Source organism: Mesorhizobium sp. M7A.F.Ca.US.006.01.1.1, from assembly GCF_003997935.1.
In the GTDB taxonomy this organism is placed as follows: domain Bacteria; phylum Pseudomonadota; class Alphaproteobacteria; order Rhizobiales; family Rhizobiaceae; genus Mesorhizobium.
Genome location: NZ_RZQL01000007.1, coordinates 15,851 through 33,813, shown reverse-complemented (window position 1 = coordinate 33,813; position 17,963 = coordinate 15,851). Strand labels below are relative to the sequence as shown.

16 protein-coding genes and 1 tRNA gene are annotated in these 17,963 nt (G+C 61.3%); 16 read left to right on the top strand and 1 reads right to left on the bottom strand.

Going from position 1 to position 17,963, the window contains the following annotated elements; translation table 11 throughout:
* The first annotated feature begins 23 nt into the window (after window positions 1-23).
* The 12 genes from EN943_RS02650 to EN943_RS02595 all read left to right on the top strand — a co-directional run bounded on the left by EN943_RS02650 (window position 24) and on the right by EN943_RS02595 (window position 14,263).
* Window positions 24-1,025, top strand: a complete 1,002-nt coding sequence (locus EN943_RS02650; RefSeq protein ID WP_245475567.1) for a fumarylacetoacetate hydrolase family protein — start codon at window positions 24-26, stop codon at window positions 1,023-1,025.
* Window positions 1,022-1,801: an alpha/beta fold hydrolase gene (locus EN943_RS02645; protein ID WP_127411382.1), complete on the top strand. Its 780-nt coding sequence runs from the start codon at window positions 1,022-1,024 to the stop codon at window positions 1,799-1,801. The genes EN943_RS02650 and EN943_RS02645 overlap by 4 nt, the downstream gene beginning before the upstream one ends.
* A 51-nt stretch (window positions 1,802-1,852) precedes the next feature.
* Entirely contained in the window at window positions 1,853-3,181 is a 1,329-nt protein-coding gene (locus EN943_RS02640) for an amidohydrolase family protein (protein WP_127318646.1), read from the top strand.
* On the top strand, window positions 3,178-4,227 hold the full coding sequence (locus EN943_RS02635) for a branched-chain amino acid ABC transporter permease (RefSeq protein ID WP_127411381.1): 1,050 nt from the start codon (window positions 3,178-3,180) through the stop codon (window positions 4,225-4,227). Before EN943_RS02640 ends, EN943_RS02635 begins: the two co-directional genes overlap by 4 nt.
* Entirely contained in the window at window positions 4,224-5,252 is a 1,029-nt protein-coding gene (locus EN943_RS02630; protein ID WP_127411380.1) for a branched-chain amino acid ABC transporter permease, read from the top strand. Before EN943_RS02635 ends, EN943_RS02630 begins: the two co-directional genes overlap by 4 nt.
* A 55-nt stretch (window positions 5,253-5,307) precedes the next feature.
* Window positions 5,308-6,549: an ABC transporter substrate-binding protein gene (locus EN943_RS02625; protein ID WP_206522727.1), complete on the top strand. Its 1,242-nt coding sequence runs from the start codon at window positions 5,308-5,310 to the stop codon at window positions 6,547-6,549.
* Between the two features lie 41 nt (window positions 6,550-6,590).
* On the top strand, window positions 6,591-7,361 hold the full coding sequence (locus EN943_RS02620; RefSeq protein ID WP_127411406.1) for an ABC transporter ATP-binding protein: 771 nt from the start codon (window positions 6,591-6,593) through the stop codon (window positions 7,359-7,361).
* Entirely contained in the window at window positions 7,354-9,561 is a 2,208-nt protein-coding gene (locus tag EN943_RS02615; RefSeq protein ID WP_127411378.1) for an ABC transporter permease, read from the top strand. The genes EN943_RS02620 and EN943_RS02615 overlap by 8 nt, the downstream gene beginning before the upstream one ends.
* A gap of 81 nt (window positions 9,562-9,642) precedes the next feature.
* Complete coding sequence (locus EN943_RS02610; protein WP_127411377.1) at window positions 9,643-11,832, top strand: flotillin family protein; 2,190 nt, start codon at window positions 9,643-9,645, stop codon at window positions 11,830-11,832.
* Between the two features lie 17 nt (window positions 11,833-11,849).
* A complete protein-coding gene (locus tag EN943_RS02605) occupies window positions 11,850-12,287 on the top strand; it encodes an SRPBCC family protein (RefSeq protein WP_127411376.1) in 438 nt (145 codons plus the stop codon).
* Between the two features lie 9 nt (window positions 12,288-12,296).
* Entirely contained in the window at window positions 12,297-13,811 is a 1,515-nt protein-coding gene (locus tag EN943_RS02600) for a zinc-binding dehydrogenase (RefSeq protein WP_127411375.1), read from the top strand.
* A gap of 179 nt (window positions 13,812-13,990) precedes the next feature.
* The gene (locus EN943_RS02595; protein WP_127411374.1) at window positions 13,991-14,263 is read left to right on the top strand and encodes a hypothetical protein; all 273 of its coding nucleotides are present in this window, start codon (window positions 13,991-13,993) and stop codon (window positions 14,261-14,263) included.
* Between the two features lie 16 nt (window positions 14,264-14,279).
* Here EN943_RS02595 and EN943_RS02590 read toward each other — a convergent pair.
* Window positions 14,280-14,354: transfer RNA gene (locus EN943_RS02590), tRNA-Thr, on the bottom strand.
* A gap of 161 nt (window positions 14,355-14,515) precedes the next feature.
* Between EN943_RS02590 and EN943_RS02585 the strand changes: the two genes are divergently transcribed.
* The 4 genes from EN943_RS02585 (at window position 14,516) to hisD (ending at window position 17,961) form a co-directional block, all read left to right on the top strand.
* Window positions 14,516-14,716: a hypothetical protein gene (locus EN943_RS02585; RefSeq protein ID WP_127411373.1), complete on the top strand. Its 201-nt coding sequence runs from the start codon at window positions 14,516-14,518 to the stop codon at window positions 14,714-14,716.
* A gap of 129 nt (window positions 14,717-14,845) precedes the next feature.
* Window positions 14,846-16,138 (top strand): UDP-N-acetylglucosamine 1-carboxyvinyltransferase, encoded by a 1,293-nt coding sequence (murA, locus tag EN943_RS02580; RefSeq protein WP_127411372.1) that lies wholly within the window; start codon window positions 14,846-14,848, stop codon window positions 16,136-16,138.
* A 91-nt stretch (window positions 16,139-16,229) separates the two neighbouring features.
* Window positions 16,230-16,661 (top strand): DUF2948 family protein, encoded by a 432-nt coding sequence (locus tag EN943_RS02575; RefSeq protein ID WP_127411371.1) that lies wholly within the window; start codon window positions 16,230-16,232, stop codon window positions 16,659-16,661.
* A gap of 7 nt (window positions 16,662-16,668) precedes the next feature.
* Entirely contained in the window at window positions 16,669-17,961 is a 1,293-nt protein-coding gene (gene hisD / locus EN943_RS02570) for a histidinol dehydrogenase (RefSeq protein WP_127411370.1), read from the top strand.
* Window positions 17,962-17,963 lie beyond the last annotated feature (2 nt).

The window sequence follows — 17,963 nt, the reverse complement described above, 5'->3', positions numbered from 1 at the left end:
GGTCTAGTGTCCGGAACCCAAAAATGCGCTTTTCTGTCCAGATCACCTGGAAATTTTGCAGGGCACCCATTGCCAGTCCAACCAATCGTGGCTATCGTGTCTTAAAAGGCCACATATTGGCTCACAAAAGGTTCAGGGAGAGAGGCATGAAAATTGCGACATTCGCGATCGCCGGAGAGCGTCGCGTCGGCATCATCGATCTCGAAAAGCAGACCATTTCGCCTTTTGATCTGCCCGTCGAACAGGCGCAGACAGGTCTTCTGGCGTTGATCCGTCGCAATGGCGCCGGGATGCCGCGCACGCTTTCGCCGGTCCCGCTTGCCCAGGTCGAGATCGAAGCGCCAATCCCGCTGCCGGCCCGCAACATTTTCTGTGTCGGCAAGAACTATCATGAGCACGCCCACGAATTCTCCCGTAGCGGTTTTGACTCAAGTGCGGCCGCAGGGACCATCCCCAAGCACCCGATTATCTTCACCAAGGTTCCAGAGTCGGTGATACCGACCAACACCAATGTGTTGATCGACTCCTCTGTATCGACGGCCATCGACTATGAGGCTGAGCTTGCCGTCATCGTCGGCAAGGGCGGGCGCGGAATCTCGAAAGAAAACGCTTACGATCACGTTTGGGGCTACACGATCGTCAATGACGTCACCGCCCGCGATTTGCAGGGCAAATACAGTCAGTGGCTGATAGGCAAGTCCCAGGACACTTTTTGCCCCATGGGGCCTTGGGCCATAACCAAGGATGAACTCGACCTCGATAGTGCTTCTATCCGCTGTTTCGTCAATGATGACCTGCGCCAGAACTCGAAGATTTCGCTGCTCATTTTCGATATCCCGACGATCATCTCGACACTGTCGCAAGGCATCACACTGAACCCGGGCGATATCATTGCGACGGGCACACCAGCGGGAGTCGGTATCGGGTTTGATCCGCCGAGATACCTGAAGGCCGGCGACGTCGTGCGCGTCGAGATCGACGGCATTGGGTCTCTGGAGAACCGCTTCGCGGAGCGTGCGCAATGACGACCGTGACGATCGGACCGATCGTTGCCGAGGTCACCGGCGAAGGGATGCCGGTGGTGATGATCCATGGTCTTGGCGGAACGTCGAACATGTTCCAGCCCCAGATGGCCGCACTTTCCAGCTATCGTGTGGTCCGGCTCGATTTGCCTGGCTCGGGGCGCTCGCCAAGGCCGTTCGAGCCATTGACGATGGAAATGATGAGCGAGGCCGTTGCCCGCGCCATGGACGGCATGGGCGTAACGCGGGCTCATTTCATCGGCCATTCGATGGGCACCATCGTCTGTCAGCAGATCGCTGCCAAACATCCTGCGCTGGTCGCCTCGCTGGCATTGTTCGGCGCCTTGGCCGAACCTGCCGAAGCGACACGGGTGGGCCTCGCCAAGCGAGCCCAACTGGCCAGGTCCGGCGGCATTGCCGACATTGCCGATCAGATCGTCGCCAATGCGCTGTCGGCGCATACAAGAGAGACGTCACCTGCGGCGGTCGCCTTTGTGCGCGAGTCGATAACGCGTCAGGATCCGGAGTCCTATGCGCGCACTTGCGAGGCACTGGCGAAGGCGGTGGCGGCCGACCCCAGGCGCATTGCGGCCCCTACCCTGTTGGTTACCGGCGACGCCGACACGGTCAATCCGATGAGCGTCGGCCAGGCGCTTGCCGATGGGATCAAGGGAGCCGTAATCTCGTCGCTCGATCGGTGCGGACACTGGGCTACCATTGAGTGCCCCCGCGAAAGCAGCCAGAAGCTCGCCGATTTTTTGCGACGCGTTGATAGGTGAGGACCTGAACAGCGCGTAAAACTGCGCGTTCGAAAGTTTTGGGAGGATAAGATGGCAGAAGACAGCTGGAACGGAAACAGTTCGGGCGGCACGCTCTTCACCAATGTGCGTGTGCTCGACGCGACCGGTGAGTATCCCTATACCGGGGAAGTGCTGGTGCAGGGCAACCGCATCAAGCAGATCACCAAGGGTTCGTCACGTTTTGGCTCATCATCGTCACCGTCATATGGTGGCGGTGCGACGGTCATCGACGGCATGGGCGCGACGCTGATGCCCGGCATGATCGATGCCCACTTGCACCTGTCCTGGAACAATGCGCCCGGCATCGACCCGATCCAGATGATGGAGATCGAGGAGCATATGCTGGTCACCATGGAAATGGCCAAGCTCGTGCTGGACGCGGGCTTTACAGCCGGTCGAGGTGCTGCGGCAGCCAAGCCCAGGCTGGATGTCGTATGCAAGAAGTTCATCAACCAGGGTCGATTTCCTGGCCCGCGCTACCTTGCAGCTGGACCCGAGATCACCACGGTGGGAGGCCTCGGAGATTCGTCGCCGTCTCATATCCCGCATGAAGGTCTCAACCTCGGCATCGTCGTCTCGGGGCCGGAAGAAATCCGCCGCACCGTGCGCCAGCTGATCAAATACGGCGTCGACTCGATCAAGCTCAACCTGTCCGGTGAAAGCATCACCGGCATGGGCGCCGAAGAGACACCGATGTCCGAGGAGGAGGTCGCCATGGCGGCCTCGGAGGCACGCTGCCGCAACAAGGTGTTGTCGGCGCACGCGCGCTCATCCGGATCGGTCAAGCAGTGCATCAGGCACGGCATCCAGAACATCTACCATGCCTCTTTCGCCGACGAAGAGGCACTCGACATGCTTGAAGCAGCCAAGGACAAGCACTTCGTTGCGCCCGGCATCGCCTGGCTCATCAACACTGCTCGCCATGCCGAGCAATGGGGCATCAAGCCGGGCTCGCCACTTTCGCTCGAATATGAGCGCGAGCTCGAAATGTGCATCGATACGATGAAGAAGATGCATCGGCGTGGTATCCGCGTCTGCATCGGCGGCGACTATGGTTTTGCGTGGACGCCGCAAGGCACCAATGCCAAGGACATCCAGACGTTCGTCGAGATGCTTGGCTACTCACCGATGGAGGCGATCCAGGCCGGAACCAAGTTTGGCGGCCAGATCATGGGCATGGGCGACGAGCTCGGTCTGATCAAGGAAGGCTATCTCGCCGACCTGCTGCTGATCGACGGCGATCCGATATCAGACGTCCGGATTCTCCAGGACAAGAACCGCATCCTCGCCATCATGAAGGACGGCAAATTCCATAAGGCGCCGCGCATCAACGAACAGCGCCGGCGGCTGACTGCATGAGCATCCTGGACCGGCCATCTTCGTCCGGGATCTCGGGCGGCGGCGTGTCGCGCCGGCAGGCGTGGGGCCTTTTCTGGCTTCTGGTCGCCGCGCTCGTCGCATGGCTGGTTTTTGCCGCCTGGCCGGATTGGCTCAACGCCATCCTGATATCGAAGAAAGCCTTCGTCAGCGCCGTCCTCAATGGCATCACCCTGGCAGGTCTCTACTTTCTGGTTGCCAGCGGTTTCACATTGATCTTCGGCCTCATGCGCAACGTCAACCTGGCGCATGGCTCGCTCTATCTGCTCGGCGCCTATATCGGCTACGAAGTGGCGAACCGCACAGGTTACTGGTTGCTGGGGGTCGCGGCCGGCTTCATCGTGCTGGCGGCGATCGGTGTCGTCATGCAGGTCGTCGTCTTCCGCCGCCTGGAAGGTGACGATCTCAGGCAGACCCTGGTCAGCATCGGCATTTCCATTGTCGCGGCCGACCTGATGCTGGCCGTCTGGGCCGGCGGCACGTACCAGATCGCCGTGCCGGAATGGCTGGATGGTGCAGTGACCTTGCCCGTCATAACGGCGGTCCGATCCAACGGCGCATCGGTCTTTCTGACCTACCCATTTTATCGGATAGCTGTCCTGGCCGCGGCTATCGTCATTGGCATCGGCCTGTGGCTGATGCTGAACAAAACCCGCGTCGGCATGATGATCCGCGCCGGCGTCGACGACCGCGCGATGCTCTCGGCGTCTGGAGTCAACGTGCATGCGGTCTTTGCCATCGTCTTTGCGGTCGGCGCCGGACTTGCCGGCTTTGCCGGAGTCGTCGGTGGATCGGCGCTGTCCGTCGCGCCGGGCGAAGACATTCGTTACCTGCTGGCCTCGCTCGTCGTCGTCATCGTTGGCGGCATGGGCTCGATATCAGGCGCAGCCATAGGTGCGCTTCTCATTGGCCTGGCCGAGCAGCTCGGTCTCGTCTACTTCCCGACCTACGGCGTCGTGCTGACCTTCATCATCATGGTCGTGACGCTTGCGATCCGGCCGCAAGGCATCATGGGCAAATCACGATGACCATGAGCCTCCAATCCACGCCCCTCGCAACCCAGCCAAACTGGCTGGACAAAATTGGCGCGGGCCACATTCTCCTCGGCATCGCGCTGGTTCTGTATCCGTTGGTGGCGTCGGATTTCTTCCTGACGCAGATCGGCGGCTACTCCTTGATCTTTGGCATGCTTGGGCTTTCGCTGATGATGCTCGCCGGCTATGGCGGCATGGTCAGCCTGGCGCAGATCACCGTTGCCGGCATCGCTGCCTATTGCATCGCGATCTTCGGCGACAACAACAGCCACCTTCTTGGCTTTGGCTGGCCCTGGTGGATTGCGGCCCCGGTTGCGATCCTGATCGCGGCGATCGCCTCGTCCCTGATCGGATGGATATCGGTCCGCACCGAAGGCATCTACACCATCATGATCACGCTGGCGATTGCCACCGCCACCTTCTACTTCGCGCAGCAGAACTACGCGATCTTCAATGGCCATTCGGGCTATGCCGGCATACGCGCGCCAGCTTTCTGGGGCGTGAACTGGCGCGATCCGAAGGCGTTCTATTACCTGTGCCTTGGGTTCTCGGTGCTCGCCTATGCCGCGATCCTCTACGGCTCCAGGTCAACGTTCGGGCTGACCCTGCAGGCGATCCGTGACAATCCGCGCCGGATGCGCGCTCTGGGCTTCAACGTCACCGCCCACAAGGTGTTCGCCTGGTTCCTGGCCGGCATCATAGGTGGGTTGGCCGGGGTGCTCCTGGTCTGGTTCAACGGCCGCGTCTCGCCCGGCACCATCGGTGTGGACGCTGCAATCGATGTTCTGATCATCGCTGTCATTGGCGGCCTGCGGCATCCGATCGGACCCTTTCTTGGCGCCCTCGTCGTCGTCCTGATGCAGACGTTCGCGATCGATCTCGTCGGTGCGCAGCGTTTCAACACGCTGATCGGCCTCGTCTTCCTGGTGATCGTCTTCATTTCACCAGACGGAATTCTTGGGTTGTGGGCAAAGTTCAAGCCCAACTTTTCTCAGGAGTCCTTGCGCCCCGGCCTGTGACGGCCGGGCGGAATGAACTGCATAACTCTGTCAATCAAGGGAGGAAATAATGAGGATGCACAGACGCACATTACTGGCCTTGGCACTGGCGAGCGGACTGACCGCTCCGTCCTTGGCTCTCGCCGCCGACGACACCATCAAGATCGGTCTGCTTGCGACCTTCGAAGGGCCCTTCACGGTGCTTGGCGAAGACAGCGAGCGCGGCGCAATGACTGCCGTGGAAGAGGTCGCCGGCACCGTGGCCGGCAAAAAGATCGAGATCGTCAAGGGGTCGTCCGACGCGTCGCCCGACAGTGCGGTGCGCGCGGCCCGCAAGCTGGTCGAACAGGATGGCGTCAAGGTTCTGATCGGCCCACTTTCTGGCGACGAAGGCCTGGCCGTCAAGGACTATGCCAAGACCCAGCCGACGGTCACGTTCCTGAATGGCGCCTCTGCTGCCCAGGACACGACCTTCAGGGATCCTGCCCCGAACTTCTTCCGCTTTGGAACCGATGGCGCGCAATGGATGGCAGGCCTCGGCACTTACGCCTTCAAGGACAAGGGCTACAAGACCGTAGCAACCGTCGCGGAGGACTATTCGTTTCCCTACACGCAGGTGTTCGGCTTCATGGCTGAATTCTGCAAGGCAGGTGGACACGTGCCGTCGAAGTCCTGGGTGCCGATCGGCAACAAGGATTTCTCCTCGGTCATCGCTGCCATCCCCGACAATGTCGACGCAATCTATGTGGCACTTGGCGGTGCAGATGCCGTGAACTTCCTGACTCAATACCAACAGTCCGGCGGTGCGGCCCCGCTGATCGGTGGCTCGATCACTGTCGATCAGACAGTGCTCACGGCCAAGGGCAAGCTGCGTGACGTGCTCGTTGGAACGCCTTCGGCCGGTCCGACGGCTGACACGAACGACACCCCTTCCTGGACCAAGTTTGTCGAGGCTTACAAAAAGCAGCCAGGTGCATTCCCGTCGCCGTCGCTGTTTGCCCATGCCTACTACATCAACATGAAAGCCGCGCTGCTTGGCCTCGACAAGGTCGGTGGCGATGTGTCCGATGGTGGTGCGAAGCTCCGCGAAACCCTTTCGTCGCTGTCTTTTGAGACGCCGACGGGCAAGGTTTCGCTCGACAAGAACCGCAATGCGATTGCCGACATCTTCCTGACGGAAGTGACTGAAAACGCAGACGGGACGCTGTTGAACAAGCTGATCAAGGTGGTTCCGCAGGTAAACCAGACACTCGGCATTGCCGAAGCGGACTTCACGGCGCTGGGCGCAGTGAGCCGCGACAATCCGAGCTGCCCATAATCGGTCGAACGCAGGAGCGCGCACCAGTGGCCGAGAATGACATGGCTTCCCGTCTGCAAGGAACTGGTGCTTACGCACTGGAACTGGACGGCGTCGCGCGTCACTTCGGTGCTCTGGTGGCGCTCTCCGGCATCAATATGAGGATCGCGGCCGGTGAACGGCGCGCGGTCCTCGGCTCGAATGGTGCCGGCAAGACGACGCTTTTCAACGCGGTGACCGGCGACTTCTTGCCGACCGCCGGGCGCATCCGTTTCTTCGGCGAAGACATAACCGATCTGCCCCCACATGAACGCATCAGGCGTGGCTTGCGGCGGACCTACCAGATTTCGCAGCTGTTCAAGGGGCTGTCGGTTCTCGATTCAATCTTCCTGGCGTGCCGCGGAGTGTCGCGCCGCCGGTTCTCATTGCTTCGGCCGCGGTTGAATGACGTCAACAGAGTTCAGGCCGAGTCGATCCTCCACGCCGTGCATTTGGACAGCGACCGCGACGCGTTGGTGGCGACACTCAGCCACGGCCAGCAGCGACAGCTGGAAATTGCGCTGGCGCTCGCCGGCGCACCCCGGTTCATATTGTTCGACGAACCCGCAGCGGGTCTGTCGCCGACAGAGCGGCGTGATCTGGTAGCGATCCTCAACGGCCTTCCCAAGCACATCGGCTATGTCATCATCGAGCATGATCTCGACGTGGCGCTTCGTGTCTCCGAATATGTCTCGATGATGCACAATGGCCGACTGTTCAAGGAAGGCACGCCCCAGGAGATCGAGGCCGATCCTGAGGTCCAGGAAATCTACCTTGGAGGCAAGCATGGCTGAGCGCGCTGCTTCCTCAGGCAAAGCGGTTCTCAAGATCGAGGACCTTCAGGTCTACTATGGCCAAAGTCACGCGCTGCAGGGCGTGTCGCTGACTTTGGAAACCGGCGTGTTGTCGGTCGTCGGCCGCAATGGCATGGGCAAGACGACACTGTGCAACACCATCACTGGCCTGAAGCGCGCACAATCCGGTTCCATTCGGGTCAACGGTAGAGAGATATCCTCGCTCGAACCGCACGAGATCCATCGCCTCGGCGTCGGCTACGTCCCGCAGGGCAGGCGAGTCTGGCCAAGCCTGTCCGTGGATGAGCATTTGCGGATGTCGTCGAAACGCGACGCCAACTGGACGGTCGAGCGTGTCTACCAGACCTTTCCGCGCCTGGCGGAACGCAAGAGCAATGGCGGCTCTCAACTGTCCGGTGGCGAGCAGCAGATGCTGGCCATTTCGCGTGCCCTGCTCAGCGACCCCAAACTGCTGGTCATGGATGAGCCGACCGAAGGGCTGGCGCCGGTCATTGTCGAACAGGTCGAGCGCATGCTCGTCAGCCTGGCGGAAGAAGGCGAGATGGCGATCCTCGTCATCGAACAGAATATCGGTGTGGCAACGGCCGTGTCGGACCGCGTCGCGATCATGGTCAACGGGCGCATCAACCGGGTCATGGAAGCCTCGGCGCTTGCCGCCGATCGCGACTTGCAGCAACGCCTGCTGGGCGTTGGCCGCCACTCCGATGAACCTGGTGTTACTCCAGCCGCAATCGCCGAAGCACAAGAGCAACTGGCGGAAGTCTACCGCATTGACCGATTGGGCACACGCACCGAGCCGGTGGTTCAGAATGGGATCTATCGTCCGGTCACTGAGCTGCCAAACCGATGGAACGTCCCGGTTGCAGCCATGCGGCAAGCGGCTGTCGAAAAACACAATCCTCAAGACGAACTGAAAAAGGTCTTTGCCATCCCCCTCGCCGAACGGATCGGCCGCACCGTTCTTGTCGCCGGCACGTTCGATACGAAGGCGAAGGAATTGCGGTTCGTGGCCGATCGTCTGAAATCGCTGGGGATCCCCGTTCGCACAGTCGACCTCTCCACCTCGGGAAGGCCGTCGAGCGCGGACGTTCCCGCTATGCAGGTCGCAGGCATGCATGCGCGAGGATCATCGGCGGTGTTTTCGAATGAGCGCGGCAGCTCGGTCGCGGCAATGGCCGAGGCCTTCGCCCGCTGGATCGAACGCGAGCCACGTCTCGGCGGGGTGATTTCGGCCGGCGGCTCAGGTGGAACGACTATGGCCACCGCAGGCATGCGCGTCCTGCCGGTAGGCATCCCCAAACTGATGGTGTCCACCGTCGCAGCCGGCGACGTCGGCAAATATGTCGGTGGCGCCGATATCATGATGTTCCACTCGGTCGCAGATGTTCAGGGCCTCAACTCGATCACCGAGGCCGTCCTGGGCAACGCTGCGCACGCTATGGCGGGTATGGTCGCGCAGCTGCCTTCCGGCGAAGCCTGGGAGGCCAAGCGAAAGCTGGCACGTCCGGCTGTCGGCATCACCATGTTTGGCGTCACCACGCCCGCCGTGCAGGCCGTGACCAAACGTTTGGAAGCGGATTATGACTGCCTGGTTTTCCACGCGACAGGCATTGGTGGCCGGGCCATGGAGAACCTCGCCGATTCCCGAATGCTGTCAGCCTTCATCGACCTGACTACGACGGAAATAGCCGATATGGTGGTCGGCGGCGTGTTCCCGGCAAGCGATGATCGCTTCGGTGCGGCGATACGCACGGGCTTGCCCTATGTCGGATCCACCGGCGCGCTGGACATGGTCAATTTCGGTCCGCGCGACAGTGTGCCGGAGAAATTCAAAAGCCGGAAGTTCGTCGTCCACAATCCCAACGTCACCCTGATGCGCACCACCAGGGACGAAAACCGGCAGTTTGGCGAATGGATCGGCGCGCGGCTGAATTCCATGAACGGGCCTGTGCGCTTTCTCCTGCCCGAAGGCGGCGTCTCGATGCTCGACGCACCCGGCCAGCCATTCCACGATCAGGAAGCCGACAATGCGCTGTTTGAGGCGATCGAGAAAACCGTGCGCCAGACCTCACTGCGTGTGGTTCAGCGGGTCCGATCCAACATCAACGATGCGCCATTCATCGATGCGGTGATCACTGCATTCCATGCAATCGCACCGAAACTGCAGAGGCGCGCATGACCCGATCTGCAGTTCGACAGCTTCAAGAAAATCAAGCCGGTCGGCTTCGGTCGATCGCATCCTGTTTGGGAGGGTAGAAAAATGGCCGCGCAGACTTTTGGCACGTTCCTTTTGTGGTTGATCGTCATAGCGATCATCGTTGTGATTGCTGTCTATATCCTGCGATGGCTGTATCGCCGCTCCACCAAGGAAACAGCGTTCGTGCGAACCGGTTTCATGGGCGAGAAAGTGGTCGTCAATGGCGGCGCTTTCGTCATACCGGTGCTGCACGAAATAACTCCCGTCAACATGAACGTGCTGCGCATCGAGGTGCGTCGCGAAGACGCTCATGCGTTGATCACCAAGAACCGGATGCGGGTCGACCTGATCGCGGAATTCTTCGTGCGCGTGGGAGCAAGTCGCGAATTGGTCGCCGCCGCCGCGCAGACACTTGGTCGGCGCACATTGCAACCTGAAAGCCTGCGCGAATTGCTTGAGGGAAAATTCGCCGGCGCCATGCGCACGATCGCTGCGCAGATGAGCCTGGAGGAAATGCACGAGCTGCGCGGCGACTACGCGGCCAAGGTCCGCACCCTCGCCTCTGAATCGCTTGCTGCTAACGGTCTCGAACTTGAGAGTGTCGCTATCGTCGACCTCGACCAGACCAGCCTTGAGTATTTTGATCCGTCCAACGCTTTCGATGCCGAGGGTCTGACGCAACTAACGGAGTCCATCGAAACTCGCCGCCGGATGCGCAACGAGATTGAACAGCGCACCCTCGTCGATATCCGCAACCAGAACCTCGATACGCAGCGCAAGGTGCTCGAGATCGACCGTGACACCGAATATGCGCGGCTCGAACAGGAACGCGAGGTCGAAATCCGCCGTGCCTCGCAGCGCTCTGAGCTGGCCATCGAGCGCGCGCTCCGCGACCAGGAATCCGAACAGGCGCAGCTGTCATCGCGCGAAGCCGTCGAGAAATCGCGCCTCAATCAGGAACGAAACATCACCGAGGAGCGCATCAAGAGCGAAGAGGACACGCAGCGCCGTGAAATCGCCCGCCGGCGGTCCCTCGACGAGACCGAGATGAAAATGCGCGAACTGACCGAGCGGGAGCAGATCGCCCTGGAATTGTCCCTGGAAAAGGCTCGCATCGAGCGCGAAGGTGCGCAGAGCGGACTGGAGATCGAGCGCAAGAAGGTGCTCGAGATCGCGGAGCTTGAGCGTCAGATCGCCTTGGCGGAGAAGGCCTTGGAAGTCACGAAGGCAGAGGCTGAAAAGCGCCGCGCCGAGATTGTTGAGAACCAGGCCACGGAAACCGCGCGCATTGGCCAAGAGCGTGCCATCGACGAGGTGAGGATTGCGCGCGAGCGTCACCTTGAAGCGCTGCAAATTGCAAAGCGCCAAGCGTTCGAGGAAGCGGAGATCTCTGCCGGCGAAGAGGTGGAACGTGCCCGCATCACCACAGAACGCGGTCTTGAGGAAGCCCGCCTGATCAAGGACCGCGACATGCGACAGCTCGGGGTCGACCGTGACCAGAAGATCGAGATCGCCGAGATCCAGAAGGCCATCGACATCGCCAAGAAAACACAGGAGCGTTCGTCCGCGATCGCCGCATCGGAAGCCGTTCGTGCAAAGGCCATTCAGGCCGAGGAACAGGCCTTCACCGCCCGCGAGCGCGAGATTGCCGAGCGTCGCAAGCTGACCGACCTCATCGGTGCCGCCCGGGAAGCCGAGCGCGATGCCCTGCGCATTATCTCGGCCGCCGACGCCGAGATGAAGGCGGCCAAGAGTCTGGCGGAAGCGCAGAAGATCGCTGCTGTCGCTTCGGCGGAAGCGGAGAAGATCCATGCCCTGGCCGCAGCCCAGCGCTACGAGGTCGACGCCGCCGGTCACAGACAGCTCAACGAGGCCGAGAACCTACTTTCCGACGAAGCCCGCGCCGGGCGCCTGCGCGGCAAGTTGCTGGACCATATGGAAGGCATCATCCGCGAGAGCGTCAAGCCGATGGAGAAGATCGAAGGCATCAAGATTCTGCATGTCGACGGCATCAACGGTGGCCAGGGCGGCAGCCGCAACGTCACCGACGAGGTCATCGATTCAGCGCTGCGTTACAGGGTGCAGGCGCCGATGATCGACAATCTGATGAAGGAGATCGGCATCGAGGGCGGATCGCTCGGCCGCATGACGGACGTTTTGCGAGACGCCAAGGACATAGCCAGCCTGAGCCGCGACAAGAAAGGCAAGGCAAAGAGCGGCAAGGATACCGACGATGACGATCGCGACCAGTGAAGGTTTAGGATCACCCGATGCCGAAGATCTATGTGTCGTCGACGATCAATGCGCCAGCTGTGGACGTCTGGAAACTTGTCCGAAGCTTCAATGGCTTGCCGAGCTGGACACCGTTTGTCGCCGAGAGCCGCATCGAACAGAACGCGCATCCGGACCAAATCGGCTGCATTCGCAATTTCATGCTGAAGGACGGCGGCCGGATCAGGGAGAAACTGCTGGCTTTGTCTGACTACGACCTCTCCTGCAGCTATGCGATGCTGGAGAGCCCGATGGCGGTCGAGAACTACATAGCCACACTCTCCCTGACCCCTGTAACCGATGGCAACATGACGTTCGCCGAGTGGCAGGCCGAGTTCGACTGTGCACCCGAGCGTGAAAGCGCATTGGTGCAACAGATCGGCACAGGTGTATTCCAGAGCGCCTTCACGGCGCTCAAGCAGCGCTTCGCCCGCTGACATCGACGAATGGTCAAGGTTTGCCAGAGCACGATCATCAACGCGCCTGTCCAGGACGTCTGGTCTGTCCTGCGCGATTTCAACGGGCACGAGCGCTGGCATCCGGCAATCTCCTTCAGCGAGATCGAGGGCGGTGATACGGCCGATGCGATCGGCGCGGTGCGTCATTTCCGGCTTACGGATGGCAGCGAGTTGCGTGAACAACTCCTGGCCTTATCCGACAAGGACCGGCGGCTGAGCTATTGTCTGCTGGAAGCGCCGTTGCCGTTGATGGGTTATGTCGCCTCGATCCGGCTGAAGCCGGTAACGGACGGCAACGCCACCTTCTGGGAATGGTCCTCGGAGTTCCATCCGCCGGCGCATCGCCGTGATGAACTGGTCAAGCTCGTCACCGAAAGCATCTACCAAGCCGGCTTTGAGTCCGTTCGCCGGCTCTTAAACGGAAGGCCTGTTGCCGAGCCAACCGGGGCCACGCCAGAGCAACCAGTGGCGCAGTTGATCCCCGAGAGGCGCCAGCTGGAGCCGCCTGGAGCCAGCGCCCAGGGCACACGGACCAAGGCAATCCTCGTCGAGCGACACGGAGGACCGGAGGTTCTGCAGCTTGCGGAGATCGGCTTGGCGCCGCCATCGCTTGGCGAGGTCCAGATCCGTCACACATTCATTGGGGTCAACTTCATCGATGTCTATTGCAGGACCGGCTATTTCGATCTCCTGCAGCCGCCAGGCGTTCCGGGCATGGAAGCCGCAGGCGTCATCGCAGCGGTCGGCCCCGAAGTTTCGGGCTTTTCAGTCGGCGACCGGATTGCCTATGCATGCCCGCCGGTCGGCTCATACTGCGAACGACGCAACATGGCACCGGACCTTTTGGTTCACTTGTCGGACGATATTGCCGATGCAACTGCCGCGGCAGGTCTGTTGAAAGGCATTACTGCGAGCTTCCTGCTCCACGACGTCTATTCCGTGAAGCCCGGGTCCGTCGTGCTCATCCATGCGGCAGCTGGCGGGGTCGGCCAGTTGCTGGTGCAATGGGCACGCCATCTTGGCGCGACGGTGATCGCGACCGTCTCGAGCGACGACAAGGCCCGGATCGTGGAACGCCTCGGCGCCCATCACGTGATCGTCTACTCCAGAGAGAATTTCGCCGAGGCCGTCATGCGTTTGACCGAAGGCAAGGGCGCAGATGTCGCCTATGACGCCGTCGGCAATGACACGTTCGGTGGATCGTTGGCCGCATTGGGTATCCGTGGCCATCTCGTCAGTTTCGGTCAGGCCTCTGGACCTGTGGGAAATTGGGACATCGGTAGGTTCTCTTCGAAGTCGATCACCATTTCCCGTCCGAACTACGCCCATTACACAGACAGCCCTGAAAAGCTTGGCCCTCACATCAACCGGTTTTTCGCTGCTTTACGCCAAGCTGTCATCAGGATTGACGCGCCCACGCAGTATGATCTGGCGCAAGCTGCCGACGCTCATCGCGACCTGGAGGCTAGGAGGACAACCGGGGCACTTGTGCTGAAGGCATGACGTGGATTGCTGTGGACTCATTGGTCTAGGCGCGACCAGAATCTTCGCAAGAGCTTCGCAACTCAATGGAAATAAGTAGGCGCTGGGAGGATTGAACTCTGAGTTCAATTAGCAAAATCAACAATTTACAAGACGCTTTGTAGAGATTGTGATGCCCATCAACATGGACAATGTCTGACATGTTGATGGTGGTGCGCCCGGATCTCTGCATCGTCGGCCGGGCGGATTTGACAGTCTCGACAGGCTGTTTGTGGTGGAAGAAGTGGATAGCGGCCAACAGTGATGGACTGTTCGCCAGCCGCGACGGTGCGGCGCTCGCCAAGTGCTATGTCATGCTGAAGAGTGGCGACAGCACCATTTCGAATACGGCCCGCCATCGGTTCCATCCGAATGTTACGGTATTTGCAACGTCAGAACGGACAGAAACCGTTGTGTATCAGTGGCTTGAATGATTTCAACGGGATAGACTGGTGCTGCGAGAGAGGATTGAACTCTCGACCTCTCCCTTACCAAGGGAGTGCTCTACCACTGAGCTACCGCAGCCGCTGATGGCGGGGCTTCTGCCATATCGAACCGGCAAGCGCAAGGCCAAGTGCAACGCTTCTGTGAAAGGCTTTGCCGGATAGCTTTTAATGACATGGCCGTGCCACAATGTTGGCTATCCCTGAACAGCAAGCTGGTGGGTCGCCGGCGGGGACGGGGCGATGGACGACAAGACAATTCCACCGAAAAACAGCGCAACAATCCGCAAGGACCGGCTTGCCGAACAATTGCGCGCCAATCTGCAGAAGCGCAAGGCGCAGTCGCGCTCGCGGCGGAGTGGCGACGCCGACAAGCGGCGCGCCGGGGAGGCCGACCTGCGCCCGGATGGGCTCGCAGCCTCGAAGGAAATACAAAAAGATTAACTCAAATCGACCACTCTTGGACCGGGGTGGGCGAAATCCTATTCCTTGAACCAGATTGGCCAATGGTCTAGACGGGCCGCTACTCAAACGATTGAACCGGCCCTTTTCGGCCGAGAGGGACGTTCTTCCATGGATCGCATCAGAATTGTCGGGGGCAACAAGCTCTCCGGAAGCATTCCGATCTCGGGCGCGAAAAACGCGGCGCTGCCCCTGATGATCGCCTCGCTTTTGACCGACGACACGCTGACGCTGGAAAACGTGCCGCATCTGGCCGATGTCGAGCAGCTGATCCGCATTCTGGGCAATCACGGCGTCGATTATTCGGTCAATGGCCGCCGCGAGAAGCAGAATGAGGGCTATTCGCGCACCATCAACTTCTCCGCCCGCAACATCGTCGACACCACGGCGCCTTACGAGCTGGTGTCGAAGATGCGCGCCTCGTTCTGGGTGATCGGCCCGCTGCTGGCCCGCATGGGCGAGGCCAAAGTGTCGCTGCCGGGCGGTTGCGCCATCGGTACGCGCCCGGTCGATCTGTTCCTCGAAGGCCTGCAGGCGCTGGGCGCCGATATCGACGTCGACACCGGCTATGTCATCGCCAAGACCCGGAATGGCCGCCTTGTCGGCAACCGCTACATCTTCCCGAAGGTCTCGGTCGGCGCCACCCATGTGCTGATGATGGCCGCGGCACTCGCCAAGGGCGAGACGGTGCTGGAAAATGCCGCCTGCGAGCCCGAGATCGTCAACCTCGCCGAATGCCTCAACGCCATGGGCGCCAAGATTCATGGCGCCGGAACCCCGACCATCACCATCGACGGCGTCGAATCGCTGTCGGGCGCGCGCGTGCGCGTCATCCCCGACCGCATCGAGACCGGCACCTATGCCATGGCCGTCGCCATGACCGGCGGCGACGTCGTGCTCGAAGGCGCGCGGCCGGACCTGCTGCAGACCGCACTGGACGTGATCGCTCAGACGGGTGCGGAGATCACGCCGACCAATTCCGGCATCCGGGTGAGGCGCAACGGCGCCGGCATTTCGCCGGTCGACGTGACGACAGCGCCGTTCCCGGCCTTCCCGACCGATTTGCAGGCGCAGTTCATGGGCCTGATGACCATGGCCAAGGGCAAGTCGCGCATCACCGAAACGATCTTCGAAAACCGCTTCATGCATGTGCAGGAACTGGCGCGGCTCGGCGCCCACATCACGCTTTCGGGCCAGACGGCGATCGTCGAAGGCGTGCCGAAGCTGAAGGGCGCGCCGGTCATGGCGACCGATCTTCGCGCTTCGGTGTCGCTGGTCATCGCCGGCCTGGCGGCGGAAGGCGAGACCACGGTCAACCGCGTCTACCACCTCGATCGCGGCTTCGAGCGGCTGGAAGAAAAGCTGTCCAACTGCGGCGCGGTGATCGAACGGATTTCGGCTTAGGCAAATCGCAAGGCCTTGCGGTGCGGTTGCGCGGACGGGAAAGACCGCCTAACAGAAGGTTCAGTTATCAACCTTCAGGTGCGAAATCCGCATGGCCCTTAAGCTTATCGCGCTCGACGATCAGGATCTGAGCATCGTTTCGGCTCATGTCCAGGATGCCGTGCTGAAAGTCAGCGACCTCGAATTCCTGCCCTCGGCCAAGCGTTTCCTGCTGACCATGAACCGTTTCGTCTGGGAGGCAAAATCCGGCCTGTTTCGCCAGCATAATGAGCGGCGGCAGGCCGTGCTGCATTTCGACCGCGTGCTCGGCGCCAAGACCAGCGGTATCGACCGCGACAAGCCTGCCGAAGTCCTGTCGCTGCTGGCGATCAGCTTCATCGAGATCAGCAAGCCGGCCGGCATCGTCGAGCTGATCTTTGCGGGCGGCGGCGCGATCATGCTCGACGTCGAATGCATCGAGGCCCGTCTTGCCGACATCGGCGGGGCGTGGGAAGCCACCTCGCGCCCCATCCACAAGGCCTGAGCGTCCGATGGCCACTACGCTTCGTCAGTCCGATGCCGATTTCGAGCAACGTTTCGCCGCCTTCCTCACGACCAAGCGGGAAGTCTCCGCCGATGTCGATGCCGCGGTGCGCGATATCATCGCGCGCGTGCGCGCCGAGGGCGACGCGGCGCTGATCGACTATTCACGGAAACTCGATCGGGCCGATTTGACCGGCCTCGGCATTGCCGTGTCTAAGGAAGACATCGCAACCGCCTACGAAACGGCCGACCCAAAGACGATCGAGGCGCTGGAATTCGCGCGCGACCGCATCCGCTCGCATCATGAGCGGCAGCGGCCGAAGGACGACCGCTATACGGATGCCTCCGGTGTCGAGCTCGGCTGGCGCTGGACGGCGATCGAAGCCGTCGGGCTCTATGTGCCGGGCGGCACGGCAAGCTATCCGAGCTCGGTGCTGATGAACGCCGTGCCGGCCAGGGTGGCCGGCGTCGAGCGCATCGTCATGGTGGTGCCGGCGCCGGGCGGCATCATCAATCCGCTGGTGCTGGTGGCCGCCGATATTGCAGGCGTGTCGGAAATCTACCGCGTCGGCGGCGCGCAGGCCATCGCAGCCCTTGCCTACGGCACCGAGACAATCCGGCCGGTCGCCAAGATCGTCGGCCCGGGCAATGCCTATGTCGCGGCGGCCAAGCGCCAGGTGTTCGGCACCGTCGGCATCGACATGATCGCCGGTCCCTCGGAAGTGCTTGTGGTGGCCGACGGCAGCAACGATCCGGACTGGATCGCCGCCGACCTTCTGGCCCAGGCCGAGCACGATGCGTCGGCGCAGTCGATCCTGATGACCGACGATGCGGCTTTCGGCATCGCGGTCGAACAAGCGGTCGAGCGCCAGCTGCAGAGCCTGCCGCGGGCCGAAACGGCTGCGGCGAGCTGGCGCGATTTTGGCGCCGTGATCCTGGTTCCAACCATTGAATCCTCGCTGCCGCTGGTCAACCGCATCGCCGCCGAACATGTCGAATTGGCGATCGACGATGCCGAGGGTTTCCTGTCGCGGATGCGCAATGCGGGTGCCGTGTTTCTCGGCCGCCATACGCCGGAAGCCATCGGCGACTATGTCGGCGGCTCCAACCATGTGTTGCCGACGGCGCGCTCGGCGCGCTTCTCGTCCGGCCTTTCCGTGCTCGATTTCGTCAAGCGCACCTCGATCCTCAAACTTGGACCGGAACAGTTGCGGTTCCTGGCGCCGGCGGCGATTGCGCTCGCCAAGGCGGAGGGCCTCGACGCGCACGGACGCTCCGTCGCCATACGGCTGAACATGTAGGC